The 17,852-nt window shown below is 63.9% G+C and carries 13 protein-coding genes; 6 read left to right on the top strand and 7 right to left on the bottom strand.

The genetic code is table 11. From position 1 onward, the window contains the following. The first annotated feature begins 24 nt into the window (after nucleotides 1-24). On the top strand, nucleotides 25-1,140 hold the full coding sequence (locus ACWGL1_RS02165) for a class I SAM-dependent methyltransferase (protein WP_452111051.1): 1,116 nt from the start codon (nucleotides 25-27) through the stop codon (nucleotides 1,138-1,140). Nucleotides 1,141-1,153: 13 nt separating this feature from the next. Here ACWGL1_RS02165 and ACWGL1_RS02160 read toward each other — a convergent pair whose 3' ends face one another. From ACWGL1_RS02160 to ACWGL1_RS02150, 3 genes are read right to left on the bottom strand one after another with little or no spacing between them, the layout of a single operon-like run. Next, a complete protein-coding gene (locus tag ACWGL1_RS02160) occupies nucleotides 1,154-3,394 on the bottom strand; it encodes an SDR family oxidoreductase (protein ID WP_291783255.1) in 2,241 nt (746 codons plus the stop codon). Then, complete coding sequence (locus ACWGL1_RS02155; RefSeq protein ID WP_291783252.1) at nucleotides 3,391-3,639, bottom strand: acyl carrier protein; 249 nt, start codon at nucleotides 3,637-3,639, stop codon at nucleotides 3,391-3,393. Before ACWGL1_RS02155 ends, ACWGL1_RS02160 begins: the two co-directional genes overlap by 4 nt. Beyond that, nucleotides 3,636-5,255 (bottom strand): AMP-binding protein, encoded by a 1,620-nt coding sequence (locus ACWGL1_RS02150; protein ID WP_291783248.1) that lies wholly within the window; start codon nucleotides 5,253-5,255, stop codon nucleotides 3,636-3,638. The genes ACWGL1_RS02155 and ACWGL1_RS02150 overlap by 4 nt, the downstream gene beginning before the upstream one ends. A gap of 128 nt (nucleotides 5,256-5,383) precedes the next feature. Here ACWGL1_RS02150 and ACWGL1_RS02145 point away from each other — a divergent pair, with 128 nt between their 5' ends. Both ACWGL1_RS02145 and ACWGL1_RS02140 read left to right on the top strand, forming a co-directional pair. Further along, nucleotides 5,384-6,457, top strand: coding sequence for a capsular polysaccharide export protein, LipB/KpsS family (locus ACWGL1_RS02145; RefSeq protein WP_338576899.1), 1,074 nt, complete (start codon nucleotides 5,384-5,386; stop codon nucleotides 6,455-6,457). Then, a complete protein-coding gene (locus ACWGL1_RS02140; RefSeq protein WP_452111050.1) occupies nucleotides 6,454-9,024 on the top strand; it encodes a hypothetical protein in 2,571 nt (856 codons plus the stop codon). Before ACWGL1_RS02145 ends, ACWGL1_RS02140 begins: the two co-directional genes overlap by 4 nt. A gap of 63 nt (nucleotides 9,025-9,087) precedes the next feature. On the opposite strand, the gene ACWGL1_RS02135 is transcribed toward ACWGL1_RS02140, so the two are convergent. From ACWGL1_RS02135 to argB, 4 genes are all read right to left on the bottom strand, one after another. Continuing rightward, nucleotides 9,088-9,843 (bottom strand): nucleotidyltransferase family protein, encoded by a 756-nt coding sequence (locus ACWGL1_RS02135; RefSeq protein ID WP_291783238.1) that lies wholly within the window; start codon nucleotides 9,841-9,843, stop codon nucleotides 9,088-9,090. A 252-nt stretch (nucleotides 9,844-10,095) separates the two neighbouring features. Further along, entirely contained in the window at nucleotides 10,096-10,965 is an 870-nt protein-coding gene (gene dapD / locus ACWGL1_RS02130) for a 2,3,4,5-tetrahydropyridine-2,6-dicarboxylate N-succinyltransferase (protein WP_343829872.1), read from the bottom strand. Beyond that, entirely contained in the window at nucleotides 10,962-11,690 is a 729-nt protein-coding gene (locus ACWGL1_RS02125; RefSeq protein ID WP_452111049.1) for a pyrimidine 5'-nucleotidase, read from the bottom strand. The genes dapD and ACWGL1_RS02125 overlap by 4 nt, the downstream gene beginning before the upstream one ends. Continuing rightward, entirely contained in the window at nucleotides 11,687-12,616 is a 930-nt protein-coding gene (gene argB, locus ACWGL1_RS02120) for an acetylglutamate kinase (RefSeq protein ID WP_291783229.1), read from the bottom strand. The genes ACWGL1_RS02125 and argB overlap by 4 nt, the downstream gene beginning before the upstream one ends. Nucleotides 12,617-12,732: 116 nt before the next feature. On the opposite strand from argB, the gene ACWGL1_RS02115 reads away from it, so the two are divergent. From ACWGL1_RS02115 to ACWGL1_RS02105, 3 genes are all read left to right on the top strand, one after another. Then, on the top strand, nucleotides 12,733-14,766 hold the full coding sequence (locus ACWGL1_RS02115) for a mannose-1-phosphate guanylyltransferase (RefSeq protein WP_452111048.1): 2,034 nt from the start codon (nucleotides 12,733-12,735) through the stop codon (nucleotides 14,764-14,766). A gap of 167 nt (nucleotides 14,767-14,933) precedes the next feature. Then, nucleotides 14,934-16,097, top strand: a complete 1,164-nt coding sequence (locus tag ACWGL1_RS02110) for an OmpA family protein (protein WP_338576884.1) — start codon at nucleotides 14,934-14,936, stop codon at nucleotides 16,095-16,097. Nucleotides 16,098-16,282: 185 nt separating this feature from the next. After that, a complete protein-coding gene (locus ACWGL1_RS02105; RefSeq protein ID WP_291777114.1) occupies nucleotides 16,283-17,599 on the top strand; it encodes a UDP-glucose dehydrogenase family protein in 1,317 nt (438 codons plus the stop codon). The last annotated feature ends 253 nt before the right edge of the window (nucleotides 17,600-17,852 follow it).

Raw genomic sequence — 17,852 nt, 5'->3', positions numbered from 1 at the left:
GCAATGCCTGGGGGCGCGTTGTTCATGACCGAAGAAGAGAGCGCCGGACCATCCAGGCCGGCCGTTGACAAAAATGCCGAGGCTTCCGTAATCGACCTCGGCCGGGGCCCCTTGTCTTCCGAGACGCTGACCGCCCTGATCGCCCTACGCGAAACAGATCGCGAGGCTTATGATGCTCATGTCCTGACGTTGAAAAGCCGGAACCGCTGGCGGGACGTACTCCCGCTTCTGGCTTTGGACGCGCCCGATTCCCCGGACGTCATGGAAATCTTTGTGACTGCGCTTCAGAAGCTGGGCATTCCCGGAAATCTGGACGAACTGTCTCTGCTTCGCCTCTATAACTCAGGCCACATTCGACTACCGGCGAGCACGCAGGCCAGCCTAGGCGACAAGGTCGATCTGCAGGAGCAGTCCGTTCAACTCGCCATTCTCAAGACCCTCTTTGCATTTGAAATGTCCCGGGGCACCTTCTTCCATCTTCCGACCAAGAACACGGCGACCTTCTTCTTGAGAGGTAAGACGGATGTTCTACGGGCTGTTCGCTCCGGCAAGCCGATGATCGATGCGGAGTCGCCTCGCTATCGCGAAGCGCGGACTCACATGGATATCGTCCTGCCGGATTCGATCTTCATCGACGGTCCGCCCAAGAGGGTTTGTGAGATCGGGGCCGCATGGGGCGGTTCTACGCTGTCGATTACGGATCGTTTCGCGCCGGAAGAGTTCTATAATTTTGAGATCGACCCCGATCTTGCGCGCCAGATGGAGATCGAACTCGGCCTCAAGTCTCTCCCGTGTGATGGCGAGACCCTGACCGGGGTCGCCGACGGGAGCATGGACCTGGTCTTCTCGAGCGGGGTTTTCTACTTTGTTCCGCCGATGAAGCTGGTCAGCTATTTTAACGAGATGATCCGCGTCTGCAGGCCCGGAGGCCTAGTCTATTTCAACCTGCTGACGGCCGAACTCCTGTCGCCGCGCCGGCTCGGCGTGATGATCAAGGATGCAGGATTGCGTCGCGTTTTCGCGCCCATTCCTCGTTCCTGGGTCGATGAAATGTTTGCTGATTTCGAGCGTCTGCCGATCCCGGAAGGTACGGCGTTCAATCCCGAGGGCGAGTTCATCTTCCGCAAGCCGAAAGCTTGATCCCACGCAGCGATCACCAGGCTGTCCACCCTCCGTCCACGGCGAGCACCTGGCCGGTGACATAAGCGGACAAATCTGATCCCAGAAACAGGGCCACACCTTTGAAATCCTCAGGCGTGGCCATGCGTGCCAAGGGAGTCTTGGCGACATAGCGTGACTGAAACCGTTCGTCTTGGCCGCGTTCCACGCCGCCAGGGCACAGAGCGTTGACCCGAATGCGTGGCCCAAGGCTGGTCGCCATCCAACGGGTCAGTTGCATCAGTCCGCCCTTCGAGGCGGCGTAGCCGGCCGGATTGCCTGAGGCCGTGCCCTCATAGAGCCCCCAGTCGGGCCCCACCAAACCGTAGATCGAACCCACATTGATGACTGAGGCTGCTGCCGAGCGCTGCAGGCCCGGCAGCAATGCCTGCGTCAGGACGAATGGGGCCACGAGATTGATCTCGGTCGCCGCCCGGAAGAGGGCCGGCGACTGGGTCTCGAAGGGCGTCACCCAGCCGTCCGAGGCCGAAGTGCCGACAAAACCTGCATTGTGAACCAGCACATCGACGGTCGGATGTCGTTTGAGAATCTCTTGTGCCGATGCATGGATGCTGGTGTCGTCAGACAGGTCGCAGGACTGGACCGACAGGCGTCCGGCCCAGGCGCTATTGGCCAGTAGGTCGGCGGCGCCGTCCAATGCGCGGTCGAGCAACACAACCGCAGCGCCGCTTTCCAGATAGGCTTCGGCGATGGCGCGTCCGATATGGCCGGCGCCGCCCGTGACGACACAGACGCGGCCCGTCAAATCTCCGAGTTGCTGAACGGTCTTCATCGCCGGGCTGGGAGCGGATGTCATCGCGGGAGCCTCATGTCTTGCTGGTGGGGCGGTTGAGAGCGCATTCTCGGCGACCGTGGTCATGCGCGCCTTTAGGATGTCTTGGCGCTTTCTCACGCTTGCGGCCCAGTTGCTGACGTAGGCGGCACGGTCGAGCGTGGCCAAGGCCTGCGCCAGTTCGCCCTTGTCTTCGTGGATCTTGGCCTGGGCCAGAAGCACCTGAAGATTGTCCGGGTCCGCTTTGGCGGCCTTGTGCTCGATCTCGATGCGTTGGGGCGCGCCTTCGGCCAGGCCCTGGGCCAGAGCCATGAGGATGTTGGGATCGGTAGAATCGAGCGCGCTGAGAAGGCGATTGGCTTCCTCGTTTTCCCCCACCCGCCTCAGGGCGCCGGCAAGTCTGACGGCGTGGCTTGGGGTGGGGGAGAGATTGTGAAGCCGCCTCGTCGCCTCCGCGACTTCGGCTGGCCTCTTGGCCCGTGAAAGTTCTGCGATGTAGGCTTTCAGCACCTCGACGCTTTCAGGCAGTTCTTCAACCGCCTGCGCCAGAAGGGCCGTCGCGTCTTCCTTGCGCTTGAGGGCTTCACGTGCCGCCCAGTAGGTGGTGTTGTGGCTGTAGTCGTACAGCCGAAGCAGATGCTGCTCGAAGGTGAAGTCGCCTTCATGCCAGAAGGACCAGCGCCGGTCCTTGGCCCAATCCAGTCCGAAGTGAGCCGCGATAGCCGGATGAATGGGGGCATCCAGATTCTGGATGCCGATTCCATCGGCCCGCGCCCGCGCCAGCTTCAGGGCGTAGTCGCGATCTTCCAGAGGCAGGCGCTCGACGATTTGCTCCAGCACATGGGCCATCAGCCTCCCTCCGGGGTGGTTGGCGGTGCGCATCGTGGGCCCGCCAGTCTCCATCTGGTCCCACAGACGGAAATCCGACATGTCGTCGAGCTGTCGCGCCTTGGCGGCATTAATCGCTTGGAGGCGATCTAGGGGGTACTTTTTTAGAATGTCGACGGCGAAATAGCTCTCGAGCAACTGATCCTTGGAAACGCCATCTCCCACTAAGCGAAGTACCAGATCGTCGCATATCGTGTAGGGAAACAGCTTCGTCTTCGTCGCTGAATCCCCGGCGATACGCCGCTTCTGGAAGGGAATCTGCGGCCACAGATAATTCTGCAGCATCGCGGGGTAGCGGATCATGACCGCGTCAGGCGGAAGATCGTCTTTGGTGAGACGGAAATCGTCCCAGCCGTGCGTGACCTGCTGGATCACGGCCCGCACTCGCGGGCGCAGCGCTTCGAAGGACTTGGTCGGCTGGTAGACTAGGACGACATCGTGGTCGCGGCTGATCTCAGGCACGGTCATCAGGAAGGCGCGTATGGCCCCGCTTTGGCAGTTTCCCAAGCACGCAATGATGGGACGCTCGCTGCCTTCCACGACGCCCGCGATCATGCCGACAACTGGGCCTGGACCAAGTCGGCCAATTCGCCCACGTTCAGGACGGTGAAAGCGTGCTCCATCGGCAGTTCGATGGCGAATACGTCTTCGACCCGCATCAGCACCATGGTGTGCGCTAGGGAATCCCAGCCGACGATGTCGTTCGCGTTTGTTGAGCGGCCGATTGTTTTTTCGGGGCAGCTGAAATGGTCGGTGATGACATCCGCCAAACGCTCCATAATGCTGTCGTTCATAGTCATGCGAAACCTCCTGACAGATAGCGTTCGCGGTTTCGCTTGCGGTCGACTTTCCCGCTGGTGGTCTTGATTATTCGACGATCGGAGAAAAGTCGAACGTCGGCGGGACGCAAACCCAGGCTGGTGTTCAGGGTCTGGATGATCATCTTTGATATGGCTTCGGACTCGCCTGAAATCTCGGCTGCGATGATGAGCCGCTCGCTGCCGGAATCGGGATGATAGACGCCTATGGCGGCGACCCGCCCCGGTGCTACGCCAGGCACGCCCGCGATCAGTTGCTCGATCTGGTGGGCATACAGATTGCGGCCGCCGACGATGATCCGGTCGTCGAGCCGGCCGCAGACGAAGAGTTCGGCGGAATCGATGAAGCCGATGTCCCCTGTCCGATACCAGCCGTCTTGCAGGGCCATGGCCGTTCGTTCAGCCGCCTGGAAATAGCCGTCGAACAGGAACTCGGCCGCGACTTCAATTTCTCCGTAGATTCTATCCTGGCCGCCAGCGTCGCGAATGCGAACCCGGCAGCCGGGGATGGTGCGACCGCAGCCGAGAATGGAGACGGCGGCTTCGCTGGGCGAGCACGGCACGACGGCTTCACCGATTTCGCCGAACCCGATCGCCGCGACATGCTGGATCGTAACGGGTGTTCCAGGAGGACTTTGCGTTACCGCGAAGACGGTTTCCGCCATGGCGTAGCAGCACGTCAGGCTACTCGCGGTCACGCCGTGATCGGCATAACGCGCCAGGAAGGCGGCAAAGGTTTCGGGCTTGCAAGGTTCGGAGCAGTTGACCCACGCCTTGACGCTGCCGAGCGCCCAGATGCGATCAGTGCGGCGAACGGCGCGTTCGAGGTGTCGAAAGGCGAAATTGGGCAGCCAGACATGGGTGGCGCGGCGTTGCTCGACGACCTCGAACAGGGACTGTGGGTGGGCTGTCCAATAAAACGGATCAATGAAGTCGACCTCTGCGCCGAAGGTCAGCGGCAGGAGCAGGCAGGCGATCAGGCCCATGTCGTGGTAGAGAGGCAGCCAGGAGGCTATGATGCTATCGGAGTCGAATTCGACGGCTTCCGCATAAGCCCGTAGCTGAACATCAATGGCGCGGTAGCTAAGCGGCACGCCCTTCTTCACACCGGTTGTGCCTGAGCTGTGTTGCAGAAGTGCGACAGCCGAGGCTGGAGGACGTGCCGGCAAGGGCGATGCAGCCAAACCATCGATTTCCTCGCTCGCTATAAGCGTCAGGCCAATGGTTGGGCATTCTAGGCGAATAGCATCCACGGCGATTTGGGGGGCAAGCACTGCGCCTTGGCCCAAGTGGGCGAACAGGGCTGCGTGACCGCTCCAGAAAGCCTGATCGTCGAAGCGCGCCGCAGGCAGCGGCATGAAGGAGGGAGCAAATCCGGCGCGCATCGCCGCAATGAAGCTGATTACCGCATCGGGATTATTCGCGCCGAAGATTAGAAGCGGCGCGCCCTCCAAGCCGAGGGTGGCGAGGCGCTGAGCTCGTTCGCCCGTTCTCGCCCACAGTTCGCTGTATGTTAGTTCAGCTCCTGTCTGGCTCCAGCGTAAGGCGACTTGAGCGGCTCGCTCACGCGCGTGACGTTCAACGTGTCCCAGAAACATTTAGGCGCGGGCCCAGCGAAACGGCCAAGCGATACATCTTTGACCGCACAGAGATTCTGAAAATGTAGCTTGCGCTTTGCGGGGCATCATAACTAGTGGTTTCGAGTTGGTCTGAGCAAAGAGCGGGTATGACGCGATTGTTGGCGGCAAGGAAGAAGATCGTCGCAATTGGTGATTTTCTGGCTCGTAATCCCACGTTACGCGCGGTTGGGCGGCGGACGCATCTGCTCTCCTTCATGGACGGGGGCATGCGCTTTGGCGCCGCCGCCGGCGCCGCAGCTCCATGGCGCGCGCTGGTTCTCGGCGCGCCGCGCGAGGAACACGACGCCATTGATCGCGCCTTCCCCGAGTTTAGGAAGCTCTTTGTCGCCAAGCGGGTCAAGACGGGTCGAATGTATGACGAGTTGGTCCGGCACCCGGGGACGGCAATCCTGGCTTGGGGCGTCGCGGCTGGGCCGCAACTCGCCAAACTTCAATCTCGAGGGATCAAAGACCATCCGGTGCTGTATGTGGATCGTGCGCCGATCGACCTCATCAATGAGGCGGAACATCTGAGCGGCTATGTGCTGGATTGGACGGGGTTGTATTGCAATTCACGTCGGGCAAGCGATCTCGAGACGATTTTGAACGGGTTTCCCTTCATTGATCACCCTGAGCTTCTGGCCGCCACGACGACCTTGATCCGCACCCGATTTCCCAAAAGCGCTCTGAGCGGGCCCGTCGTGGTTGTCTGCCAACATCGATCAGATCCGCCCGCTCTGTTCGCCGGTGCTACTCATCCCGACGTTAAGGCGTTGGTCGAGATGGCCAAGGACGAGAACCCTCGCAGTGAAATCGTGCTCGTCCAAGTGTGCCCCTTGGGCGGGGCACTGGTCAAACATCGCGAGGAACTGGAAAAACTCGGCACCGTGGCGCCGCCCGAAGCCGTGCCGGAACTTTTGACGCGCGCAAGCCGCGTCTACGTCGCCTCCGCCAATCTGGGCTTCCACGCCTTGTTGGGAGGCGTGCCCGTCACCACCCTGGGCGGGCCGTTCTACGCGGGCTGGGGGCTGACCGACGACAGGCGCCCCGTTCCGCGACGTCAGCGTTCCCTAAGCCTCAGCGCGCTGGCTGCCGGCGTTTTGGTGCTCTACGGAAGATTCCTTCGGTCGGGTTCTCTTGTTTCAGCTGTATCCGGGGTAGATGCGGAGCCGGCAAAGTGACGCCCCAAAAGCTTTCGATGCCGGAATGGCTCGCCTTCCTTCAGTCTCAGGCCGTCAGCGCCTCGACCTCTGGGATCGAGCTCACGCTGGCGGGCCATCGGGCTGTTCTGGATCATGCCCTTCGCATCAGCGGACGCACGGCTGAAGCGGATCGCCTTAGTGTGGCGGGGGCCTCTCTCGATCTGCCGGTGGTGGATATCTCTACTCTGTCTCAAGCGGGCGAAGCGTTGGCTGCGTTTCGAATGGAGCACGGACCCCGCCAAGACTTGTCCCTAGTGGCGATGCTGGCCGCCGAGATCGGCGAAGCCGCTATCTTGCTGGAAAATGAAGGTGATCCGGCTACCTCTCTCGCGGCGAACGCCGTGGTTGCTCGTGTGGAGCGCATGCTCGATATGGTCAATGTCCGTACCGAACTCCTGCTGGCTAAGGTCGAACCTTTCAGCAGCCGGTTCACGGATATGGACTCCGAGCGTGGGCGCTTCCTCGTATCGCTCGTGGAAGGGTGGCGTTCAGATCTCGATCAACTTCGGCGGCTGCGGGTTCCTGGATCGACTCTAACCAACTCCCGGTTGGAGGCGTTGCTTCTGTCACAGCCGACGGTCACGCGGTTGTTCGACCAGGGCGTGTTCAACGATGTAGGGCAGAGGGCCTTGTTGCGGCAGATCGAGCGGCTGGTTGAAGCCCATGATCGACCCGCATTCGGCGGAGGATCGACAGGCAAACCTATCCTCGGCAAACGTACCAGCGCGGGCCTTAACAACCCCGCTACGCAGATGCAGCTCGCCGTTAAGAAGTTGCGGCTGCTTTCGGCCGACGCCGACGCGATGACGATCACAGTCCAAACGGAAGGCTTGCTCAAGATCCTGACCGCGGCCGAGGCCCAGGCCGACAAGACCCTGTCCATCCTGTCGCCTATGTTGGAGCGGTACGAAAACCTGCAGTCCGAGAGAGCGGTCTTCTTCGCTGGCCTGCTGAGCGAGTGGAGCGAACAGGTTGATGCGCTTCGCGGCCGTCGCGCCGCCTTGGCTGCGCTGCCTTTTGGCGACGCCTATCTTGTCGAAGCAGAGGAAACGGAAACTCTGCTCGCGCAGATCAACCGAAACGGGCTGATCAGCGAAGAGGGGCAGGTGCTGCGACTTCGCCAGGCGACCCTATTACTGGAGCATCAGGATCAACCTGTCATCCTGGGGTCGCAATCCAAGAAGACGATAGAGTTCGACGCCATCGTCGATTTCTGGAGCCCTCAGGCTGCTGACAAGGCGCAGGGTGCTGGCCGTTACCTCAAGGACAGCGGCCATGATCGGCCGACCTTCCTCATGGACCCGCCTGGCCGCGGCAAGCGTCCGCCGGAAATCTATGATCCGGCTGGTCTGGCTCGAGACATGCGCTGGCTTATCCGTGCAGGACGGACGGCCGAAGCGAATGCGATGCTTGGGCCGACGTTACGTCGACTGCGTGTCGTTGATCGTGCCGATCTCGTCTGGATGGCTGCTGCGGCAGCGCTTCATGATACGCTGATCGCCACTGAACTCGCGCTCGAAGATCTCGTCGCGGCCAACAAGGTCGTAGGATCCGTGGATCGCCAGATCGACAAGCTCGGGCTCATCATCTCACGATGCGGCGATTCCAAGCTCGTCCCTTCTTTGATTGAGCGTGGCGCAGAACAGGGAGATCGGGCCTGCGCGGCGGCTCTGCTTCTGGCGATCAAGGGGCGCTCTAATAAGCGGATCACCTTGGCTGGCAGCACGGACAGTTACAAAGGCGGCGTCTTCTTCCGCCTCGCGCGTGCGCATGTTTCGGATTCAGCTCCGTCGAAGTCCGCAGACATCATGGTGACGGATGAATCGACAGGACGCTGGCTGGCGGCCCTGCCGGGCCTGGCCGACCACAGCTTGACCGAGTTGAGCTGGGGTCAAGCCAAGGCAAGTCGAGGTTCGGTCGTCTACAAGGCGGCGGCCCTGGCGGCCGCTTCGATCAAGGCTTCCGCAGATGTCTGTGGGATACCGCTCGCTCCCGCTTTGCAAGACGCCGCGCTCGCTCAGTCGTTACGCGAACATCTTCAGGCTTTCGATCAGGCGCTTCGTTCTGCGCCCGCGTCTCAGACGTCGCCGTTGATCGGCCTCGGAATCGACAGACTAGACGATGTTCTGGCACTGATGGTTTGTCAGCGAGCCACTCCTTCTTTCGTGGGGGTCGGGGCGTCTGCCGCGCGCGTGGCGCGCCTGCGCTTTGCGCTCGACGGCCAGGAACCGACCAAGACGACACTCGGGTTGCGTCGACAGGCGCATGTGACGGCCAGCTACGAGTATTTCATCGCTGGCCTGGGAAGCCGAACAAGAGACGAAGGCGATTCTCCCTGGACCAGCCATCTCGATTTCGATGGACGATGGGCGGCCCAGATGGCGCAGATCGCTGCGTGCGAAGCTGTGGCGCCTCTTACCCGCGGACCAAGAAGGGCCGCGCTGCGTTGGGCGCTCCAAAGCTTGGTGACCCGGGCCCTCATCGACAAACAGATGTCCTGGCTCAGGGGCTCTAGCACGGGCGAAGGCTTGCGATACGTCGCTTGAACCGCCCGCTTCCGGCTGCGCAGGATTCCGGCTGGCAGAGGGCGGAATCCTGCGCCGGCTGGCTCAGCCGGTAAGTTCGCTTGGCTCCAAATATTCGCAGGCCTTCTTCAGATCTGCAGGGCGGCCTACATCGATCCAGTAGCCATCGTATTCATAGGCGCAGACGCGGAACCCTGTCGCCTTCGCCCGGTCCATCAGTTGCGGCATGTCGATGCGCTCATTGGGGCGGATCAATGAAAACAAGTGCGGGTTGATGACATAGGTGCCGGCGCTGACGCGATAGGAATAGGTCGGCTTTTCCTCCACGCTGCGAATCTCGCCGCAGGGTTCGGTTTCGATCACGCCGTAGGGCACTGCCACATGGTGAGGGACGGTCACGACCGTGAAGTCCGCGTCCATGCTGTCATGGGCCTCAAGGAGGGTTGGGAAGTCGATTTCCGTCAAGATATCCGCGTTGCATACCAGAACCGGAGCGTCGGTGACGGGGCCGATCAGCGACAGGCCGCCCGCTGTTCCCAGCGGCGCTGCTTCATGCGCGTAACGGATATGAACGCCCCAGTCAGAGCCATCGCCGCAATGGGCGTGGATCTTTTCAGGCAGGTAGTGGGTTGTGAGCACGTAGTTGTGCAGGCCGAAGCCGCGCATCCGATGGATGATTCGTTCCAGCATCGGTTGACCGGCGACGGGAATGAGCGGCTTGGGAACTTGTCGAGTGAGCTCGCCTAGTCGGCTGCCGAAACCTCCGGCCATCAACACAGTCGTATTGCGTCGCCGCGCTCGGGAGGTTTGCTGAGCCAGATTGTAAATCTCTGCCTGCATGAAAGGTCCAGTTCAGTGAACGTTACGCTTCAATGCGGACTTGAACTGCATGAGTATGTCCGCGCTTTGAGGGAGGAGGGGGGAATGTGGGTCGTTGTCCTTGCGGACTAGTTCGAGAGATTTCGAGCTAGGGAAGGCTGCATTATGCAGGAGCATTGCGAACATGCTGTGACTTCAATGAAACACTGACCCAAATTTGCCTCCCAGCCGAAAAGACTCCCGACCCGGCACCCCACCTCTGGCGATAACGCCTTAGTCACGCAAGAGTTCATTCACGCCGGTCTTGGCGCGGGTTTGGGCGTCGACGCGCTTGACGATGACGGCGCAATACAGGCTGGGGCCGCCGTTCGGGTCGGGCAGGGCGCCCGGCACCACGACCGAATAGGCCGGAACCTCGCCGCGGAAGATTTCTCCGGTCGCCCGGTCGACGATCTTGGTCGAGGCCGACAGATAGACGCCCATGGCCAGGACCGCGCCCTCGCGCACGATGACGCCCTCGGCCACCTCGGCGCGGGCGCCGATGAAGCAGCCGTCTTCGATGATGGTCGGATTGGCCTGCAGCGGCTCCAGCACGCCGCCGATGCCGGCGCCGCCCGACAGGTGGACGTTCTTGCCGATTTGGGCGCACGAACCGACCGTGGCCCAGGCGTCGACCATCGAGCCTTCATCGACATAGGCGCCGATGTTCACGAACGACGGCATCAGCACCACGTTCTTGCCGACATAGGCGCCGCGACGGACGACGGCGCCCGGCACCGAGCGGAAGCCGGCGGCCTGATAATCGGCGGCGCTCCAGTCGCCGAACTTGTTGGGCACCTTGTCCCAGAAGGGGCCGATTCCCGCCGGGTGATCGGCCGAAAGCGGCAGGGTCGGCGCGTGGCCGGCGCGCATGATGACGTTGTCGTTCAGGCGGAAGGACAGCAGCACCGCCTTCTTCAGCCACTGGTGCGTGCTCCACACGCCGTCCTCGCTGCGCGAGGCGACGCGGGCCTGACCGGAGTCCAGCAGGGCCAGGGCGGTGTCGACGGCGTCGCGCACCTCGCCGCGCGTGGCGGGCGAGACCTCGGCGCGGGCTTCCCAGGCGGCCTCGATGACGGATTCCAGGTGGGTCAGGTCGGTCATTGCGGATCTCCGTCCAGCATGGCGGTGGTCAGGAAGGGGCCGAGGGAGGCGGCCCGGTGTTGGATGTGGTCGCCCTCGGCGGTGAAGGCCTTGGGGCCGACCAGCACGGTGGTCATGCCCAGGTCGCGCGCCGGCTCCAGGTTCTTGGGCGTGTCCTCGAAGAAGCAGGCGGTCGCCGGATCGACGCCGAAGCGCGTCAGCATCTTGTGGAAGGTGCGCGGGTCCGGCTTGGGGATCAGCTCGGCGTCCTCAAGCGCGAACACCCCGTCGAAGAAGGGCGTCAGCTCCAGCTTCTCCATCACCCTTCTGGCGTGACCGGCCGAGCCGTTGGTGAAGATCAGACGCGGGCCGTTCAACCGCGCCAGCGCCGCGTGCAGGCCGGGATCGGGCGCCAGCACGTCCAGCGGCACGTCGTGGACCTCGGCCAGGAAGTGATGCGGGTCGATCTCATAGTGCATCATCAGCCCGGCCAGGGAGGTGCCGTAGTCATGCAGATAGCCGCGCTGCACCGACAGGGCCTCGGCCGATTCCAGACCGGACGTCCGCACGACGTACTGATTGATGCGCTGCTCCACCTGACGCAGGAACTGCGTCTCGGGCGGATACAGGGTGTTGTCTAGGTCGAAGACCCAGGACCGGACATGACGCAGGTCTGCGGCGATCTCCGTCGAGGCGGAGTCCGGCCGGGCGGTTTCGGGCGCCGTCTTCGACGCCGAACCCGTCACTTCCTTTTGACCAGGGTGCCGGCGCCGTGCTCGGTGAACAGTTCGACCAGCATGGCGTGCGGCCGGCGCCCGTCCAGGATGACCACGGCCTCGACGCCCGCGCGGACGGCGGCCATGGCCGTCTCCAGCTTGGGGATCATGCCGCCGGTGGCGACGCCCGCGTCGATCAGGCCTTGCGCCTCGTCCAGCGTCATCTGGCGGATGATCTCGCCGTCGGCGCCCTTGACCCCCGGCACGTCGGTCAGCAGCAGCATCCGCTTGGCGTGCAGGGCGCCCGCGACGGCCCCGGCCACGGTGTCGGCGTTGACGTTATAGGTCTGGCCGTCCTCGGCCACGCCGATGGGAGCGATGACCGGCACCCAGTCCTCGGTCTCCGAGGCGATCAGCCCCTTGATCAGTTTGGGATCGACCTTGGTCGGTTCGCCGACGAAGCCCAGATCGACCTCATGCTCGATCATGCTGTCGGGGTCGCGCTTGGTGCGGCGCGTCTTCTCGACGGTCAGCAGGCCCGCATCCTTGCCCGACAGGCCGACGCCGCGCACGTCGGCTTCCTTGCCGGCGACGGTGATCCAGTGGGCGATCTCTTTGTTCACGGCGCCGGACAGGACCATCTCGGCCACCGTCATGGTGTCCCTGTCCGTCACGCGCAGGCCGTCGACGAAGGCCGACTTCACCCCCGCCTTGTCCAGCATGGCGCTGATCTGCGGGCCGCCGCCGTGAACGACCACGGGGTTCACCCCCATCAGCTTCAGCAGCACGACGTCCGCGGCGAACTGCTTCGCTACCGCGCTCTCGCCCATGGCGTGGCCGCCGTATTTGATGACCACGGTCTCGCGGTCATAAACTTGGATATAGGGCAGGGCTTCGGCGAGCGTCTTCGCCGTCTCCCAGCCGCGTTCCTCGGATTGCCGATCAGTCTCTATCATCGTGCGCGCTCGATAGCGGCCAAGGGCGCGGGAGTCACGCCCGAAGGGCGGACGATGCGATGAAGCATTTGCGTCCTGCGGCTGGTTTTTATCGATAACTGCGATATCCAGAAAGGATGCGCCTTTTTCCGGTGATCATGTGCGGTGGTTCTGGGACGCGCCTCTGGCCGGCGTCACGACTTTCGCGGCCGAAGCAATTCATGCGCCTGGCAGGCAATCGATCGCCCTTCCAGGAGGCCGTCACACGGGTGGCGCCTCTAGTGGCCGAGAACGGGCGGATCGTCGTCATCGGCGGCGCACTCCACCGCCAGACCATACTCGAACAGCTTTTGGAGATCGACGTTGATGCGGCGGTGCTGCTGGAGCCTGAAAGCCGGGACTCGGCTGCGGCGATGGCGGCGGCGGCGCATTGGACCTTGATGCAGGAGCCGGCGGCGGTGAACGTCTTCCTGGCCTCGGACCATCACGTGCCGGATCATGCCGCTTTCCGCGCGGCCGTGCTCAAGGCGGTGAAGGCTGCGGAGGCCGGACGGATCGTCACCCTCGGCGTACGGCCGACTGAACCCTCCGAAGCCTACGGCTACATCAAGCCCCTGACGGCCGGATTGTCTCCCGTCGAGGCGTTCATCGAAAAGCCAAGTCGCGACCTGGCCGAGCGCTACATCGACCAGGGATTCCTCTGGAACAGCGGCAATTTCATCGCACGCGCCGAAGTGCTTGCGGCAGAGCTGAAACGGTTCGCTCCGGGGGTCGAAGCGGCGGCCCGGACGGCGCTGCAGTCGGTGGTTGAGGGCGCGGACATCCTGCTTGGCGCGGCCTTCCGGGATGCGCCGAGAATCTCCATCGACTATGCGGTCATGGAACGGACGGATCTCGCCTCGGTGTTGGCGGTCGATTTCAAATGGTCCGACCTGGGGGCATGGGACGCGATCGCGGCCAGCGGCGAGGGAGAGATTGGCGGCCATATTTTCGAGGACGCCGAAGGCTGTATGGCGCGCGCGCCTGACGGCATGATCGTGGCGGCGCTGGGGGTCAGAAACCTGGCCATCGTCGCGGAGCGGGACGCGGTGCTCGTCTGTGACCTGAGCCGGACCCAGGAGGTGAAGAAGATCGTGGAGCGCATTCGGCTCTCCTCGCCGCGGCACATGGACTTTCATCATCCGCCGGAAGAGGACCTGCGTTACGGCTTTTCGCGCCTGCGTGGCTGGCTTCGCCTTCGGGCGCTGCCGCTCTGGGCGACGGTGGGGCGCACTGAGGACGGCGCCTTCTGTGAACTGATCAGCCTCGAGGGGCGGCGGATTCCGGCGCTGCTGAATCCGCAGGTGCAGGCCTGTCAGGCGGCGGCCTTCGCCTTGGCGGGGCGGTTGGGCTGGGAAGGGCCGTGGCGCGCTCTCGTCACGGGATCGCTGGATCGCCTGGAGGGCGGGGCGGCGGCGCTGTCGGCCTGGGCTGTTGCGGCGAAGGCGGGGCTGGAGCCTTTGATCATGCAGGAGCGGGCGGCGGCCCTGCGCGAGGATGTGATCCGAGAAGCGACCCTGTCCGATCGCATCGGGGGGCGGCTGGACGTGTTGAAGGCCTGTCTCGACTGGTCGGAAGCGACGACCGATCCGGCATGGCGTGAAGCGGTGCGGCTTTTGGCGGCCTCGGTCGAGGCCGCGCTCGACGGCGGGAGGGGCGCCGGGGCGTCGTGCCCCGGCATGATGCTGGAAGCGGCGGGCCTTCTCGCCCGTTCGGGCTGCGATACGGCCAAGTCGGCTCTGATTCGCGGCCTCTACTCCAGAGGCGTCTCCGAAAAGGACGCCCTGGGTCTCGTTATTCTGGACGGAGCCGTCGAGGGCGGTCCGGGCCGGCCCCCGCGCGCCCGTTTCGAGGCGCAGATCGCGAGATTGAAGGCTGCGACGGCGCTGGCGGAAGCGGACGAGCCGCGATCGCGCAAGTTCTTCGCGGATGAAGCGGCGGCGGCTTTGCGAGCCGTCTGGCTTTATCTGACGCCTGAAGGCCTGTGGCGCGACAACCGACTAGAAGGCGGCGAGTTTATCGATGACTCTGCAAATGCTCTGGCCTTATATAATCTGCTAGGCGCCTTTGAGCATTTGGCAGGATCGGGAATTCTTAATTCCGAAGTCGAGATGAGGGCTATGCTTCGGTGAGCTCTTAACAAAATCTTACCTTGTGTAGCCTCAGGGCCACGGTGGTGTTGCAACAGGACGCAATAGCTTAGTTTCCTGCTCGACCGGATAAGGCAGCGCTGTTATGCAGGCGATAGGCGATGCTCCGCGTCGTCCATTTGAAACAGATCTCGGAGGGCCGCATCACTATGCGTGTCAAGAGTTTGATCCTGGCGTCGAGCGCGGCGGCCGCCCTGGCCCTGTCCGCCGGCGCTGCATCGGCGGAGCCCGATGGCTGGTACGGCGCGATCGACGCCGGCTACCACATCATCGACGACATCAACACCGAAGCGTCGGCGACCGGCCAACACTGGAACTGGGAAGTCAACGACGGCTGGGCGGCGTTTGCTCGCCTGGGCTACCGCTTCAACCCGAACTGGCGCGTTGAACTCGAGGGCGGCTACCGCTCGGGCGACATCGGTCGCGTACGCGCTCCTGGGAACGTGAGCGGCCTTTGCAATGCGACCCCGGCTGCCGGCCCGTGCCACTCGCCGGAAGGCGACATCACGGCGACGACCCTGATGGCCAACGTCCTTTACGACTTCGGTTCGCCGGACTGGACCATTCGTCCGTTCGTCGGCCTGGGCGTGGGCGTGAACCGCGTCAACACCGACACGACCGGCTTCGTGCGCGGCAACCGCGGCGTCGCCTTCGCCGCCGATGACAGTTCGACCAAGTTCGCCGCTCAGGCGATCGCCGGTCTGGCCTGGGCCGTGTCGGACCGCGCCAACATCGACCTGACGTACCGTTACCTGACGGGCGACATGGAATTCGACGCCGTGACGTCGGGTTCGGGCGCCAATCCGGTCGGGACCCTGTCGGGCGACTACGACCAGTCGCACACCGTGACGCTGGGCCTGCGCTATGCGTTCGGCGCCGAGCCGGTGGCCCCCCCGCCGCCGCCCCCGCCGCCGCCGCCGCCCCCGCCGCCTCCCCCGCCGCCCCCGCCGCCGCCTCCGCCGCCTCCGGCCAAGCCGGCTGCGCGTCAGTTCGTGGTCTACTTCGACTTCGACCGTTCGGACCTGACGGCGGAAGCCCGCTCGGTGGTGACGCAAGCCGCCAACTACGCCAAGTCGGGCGCTCCGACGCGCGTGCTGGTGGTCGGCCACACCGACACCTCGGGCAACGCGGCCTACAACATGGGCCTGTCGAACCGCCGTGCGCGCACCGTGGCTGACGCCCTGGTCGCTCAAGGCGTCAACGGCGGCGTGATCTCGCTGGACGGCAAGGGCGAGACCCAGCTGGCCAAGCCGACCGCCGACGGCGTGCGCGAGCCGCTGAACCGTCGCGCCACCGTCGACATCAACTTCTAAGCCCTGAGGGGGCCGGTCTCGATCGGCCCCCGAAGGCTTCCAGGTTGAAAGACATCAAGGACGGTCGATCCATCGGGTCGGCCGTCCTTTTTCTTTGGCTTTCTTCGACCTGCGTCGGCGGGACGCTGGCGAAGCGCCTCGACCGGGGCTATTGCGGCAGAGACGGTTGATGAGAGGAGCCACCCATGCGCGTCGCCATGATCGGAACCGGCTATGTCGGCCTGGTGTCGGGCGCCTGTTTCGCCGACTTCGGCCACACGGTGACCTGCGTCGACAAGGACGCCTCCAAGATCGAGCGTCTGCACCAGAACATCATGCCCATCTACGAGCCGGGGTTGGATGATCTGGTCGCCAGCAACGTCCGCGACGGGCGGCTGGCCTTCGCCGTCGACGGAGCTGAGGCGATTCGGACGGCGGACGCCGTCTTCATCGCCGTGGGCACGCCTTCGCGGCGCGGCGACGGTCATGCGGACCTGTCCTACGTCTATGCCGCGGCCGAAGAGATCGCCGACCTGATGGACGGCTTCACCGTCGTGGTGACCAAGTCGACCGTCCCCGTCGGCACCGGCGACGAGATCGAGCGCATCATTCGCCAGCGCCGTCCCGACGCGGACTTCGCCGTCGTCTCCAACCCGGAGTTCCTGCGCGAAGGCGCCGCCATCGGCGACTTCAAGCGCCCTGACCGGGTGGTGGTCGGAACGAACGACGAGCGCGCCCGCGCCGTCATGGCCGAGCTTTACCGGCCGCTGAACCTCAATGAGACGCCGATCATGTTCACCGGCCGGCGCACGTCCGAGTTGATCAAATATGCGGCCAACGCCTTCCTGGCCATGAAGATCACCTTCATCAACGAGGTCGCAGACCTGTGCGAGGCGGTCGGCGCCGACGTGCAACAAGTCGCGCGCGGCATCGGCCTGGACAACCGCATCGGCTCCAAATTCCTCCACGCGGGGCCGGGTTACGGCGGCTCCTGCTTCCCGAAGGACACCCTGGCCCTGGTGCGCACGGCGACCGACGCCGGTTCGCCGCTGAAGCTGATCGAGACCACGGTGGCCATCAACGACGCGCGCAAGAAGGCCATGGCCGACCGCGTCGCCGAGGCCCTGGGCGGCGAGCTGAAGGGCAAGACGGTCGCCCTGCTGGGCCTGACGTTCAAGCCGAACACCGACGACATGCGCGACGCCCCCTCTCTGGACGTGGCCCCGGCCCTGATCGCGCGCGGCGCGCGGGTTCAGGCCTTCGACCCGGAGGGCATGGAGGAGGCGGCCAAACTTCTGGACGGCGTGGTCTTCACGGACGGTCCCTATGACGCCCTGGCGGGCGCGGACGCCGCCGTCATCATGACCGAATGGAACCAGTTCCGCGCCCTGGACCTGGACCGGATCAAGCTGCTGTTGAAACAGCCGGTCATGGTCGATCTGCGCAACGTCTACCGTCCGGAGGACATGCGGGCGCGCGGTTTCCGCTACTTCTCCATCGGCCGCCCCCTCGACGCGGCCTAGCTAGAGAAGCAGGCGGCCGATCGCGATGACCGCGGCGGCGACCACGACGGCGGTCGCCGCCGCGATGCCGATCAGCCTTATCGTCCTGCCCAGCTCGTCGCCGTCCATCGGAATCTCCTGCCGGGACAGCAAGCCGACAGTGAACCGGCCAAGGCAAGGGGATAGAGGTCAAGCTAGGCCGTTTCTTTCGTCCCGGCCGCCGGACTGACGGCCAGACATGAAAAAGGGGCGGCGCCGAACGGGCCGCCCCTTC

The sequence above is a fragment of the Brevundimonas sp. NPDC055812 genome, from assembly GCF_053616535.1.
Note: the sequence above shows the minus strand (reverse complement) of the source record. Positions and strands in the feature narration are given on the sequence as shown.

Bases quoted from the DNA above. Each gene is read 5' to 3' on its own strand.
- ACWGL1_RS02160 (WP_291783255.1), bottom strand. From the start codon at position 3,394: ATGATCGCGGGCGTCGTGGAAGGCAGCGAGCGTCCCATCATTGCGTGC.
- ACWGL1_RS02155 (WP_291783252.1), bottom strand. From the start codon at position 3,639: ATGACTATGAACGACAGCATTATGGAGCGTTTGGCGGATGTCATCACC.
- ACWGL1_RS02105 (WP_291777114.1), top strand. From the start codon at position 16,283: ATGCGCGTCGCCATGATCGGAACCGGCTATGTCGGCCTGGTGTCGGGC.
- ACWGL1_RS02150 (WP_291783248.1), bottom strand. From the start codon at position 5,255: ATGTTTCTGGGACACGTTGAACGTCACGCGCGTGAGCGAGCCGCTCAA.
- ACWGL1_RS02135 (WP_291783238.1), bottom strand. From the start codon at position 9,843: ATGCAGGCAGAGATTTACAATCTGGCTCAGCAAACCTCCCGAGCGCGG.
- dapD (WP_343829872.1), bottom strand. From the start codon at position 10,965: ATGACCGACCTGACCCACCTGGAATCCGTCATCGAGGCCGCCTGGGAA.
- ACWGL1_RS02110 (WP_338576884.1), top strand. From the start codon at position 14,934: ATGCGTGTCAAGAGTTTGATCCTGGCGTCGAGCGCGGCGGCCGCCCTG.
- ACWGL1_RS02115 (WP_452111048.1), top strand. From the start codon at position 12,733: ATGCGCCTTTTTCCGGTGATCATGTGCGGTGGTTCTGGGACGCGCCTC.
- ACWGL1_RS02145 (WP_338576899.1), top strand. From the start codon at position 5,384: ATGACGCGATTGTTGGCGGCAAGGAAGAAGATCGTCGCAATTGGTGAT.
- argB (WP_291783229.1), bottom strand. From the start codon at position 12,616: ATGATAGAGACTGATCGGCAATCCGAGGAACGCGGCTGGGAGACGGCG.
- ACWGL1_RS02165 (WP_452111051.1), top strand. From the start codon at position 25: ATGACCGAAGAAGAGAGCGCCGGACCATCCAGGCCGGCCGTTGACAAA.